We start from the raw sequence: 592 nt of genomic DNA on the forward strand, positions 1-592 counted from the left end.
CTGGAACTTCCTTGTGAACTGGGTAGGGAACTGGCTTGGGCACATGAATAGGTACTTTGACGAGGAAAGGAATCTTGATAGGTACCTTGACTGGGTAAGGCACATGTTTTTCCACAGGATATGGAATGTGCTTCTCTACAGGTACTGGATAAGGTTTTGGCACTAATACGGGATAAGGTTTTTCAACTGGTACTGCAACCTTGACTGGAACTGGTACTGGGACCTTCTTCTCAATAGGTACAGGTACTGGGTGAGGTACTGGATAAGGTACTTCTTTGGTGATGGTTATGGACTTGATATGACCATGTTCGCCACCTCCAAGTCCTCCTTCAAATCCACCTCCGAAACTATGAGATTCAAAACCTCCTCCGTATCCAAGACCAAAGAGACCTCGTTTATCCTGCTTTTTGCTCTCCCCAGCTGAGGTTTCGACTGCCTTTTGGTCTTTTGCATCTTCTACTGGTTTCTTCTCTTCCGCTTTGTCAGCAGAAACGAGAACTAAACTGGCTACGAAGAGTACCACCTTTAATTTCATTTTGGACCGATTAGTTAAACGTACAACGACTGTTATCCCTCGTTTATCCTGCTTTTT

The 592-nt window shown here is 44.6% G+C and carries 1 protein-coding gene; it reads right to left on the bottom strand.

What is annotated here, in order from left to right:
• On the bottom strand, positions 1-535 hold a 535-nt coding region (locus EK369_RS23015), incomplete at its 3' end, for a hypothetical protein (protein ID WP_206198166.1).
• Positions 536-592 lie beyond the last annotated feature (57 nt).

This window comes from Shimia sediminis (assembly GCF_003990645.1).
Lineage (GTDB): Bacteria > Pseudomonadota > Alphaproteobacteria > Rhodobacterales > Rhodobacteraceae > Shimia > Shimia sediminis.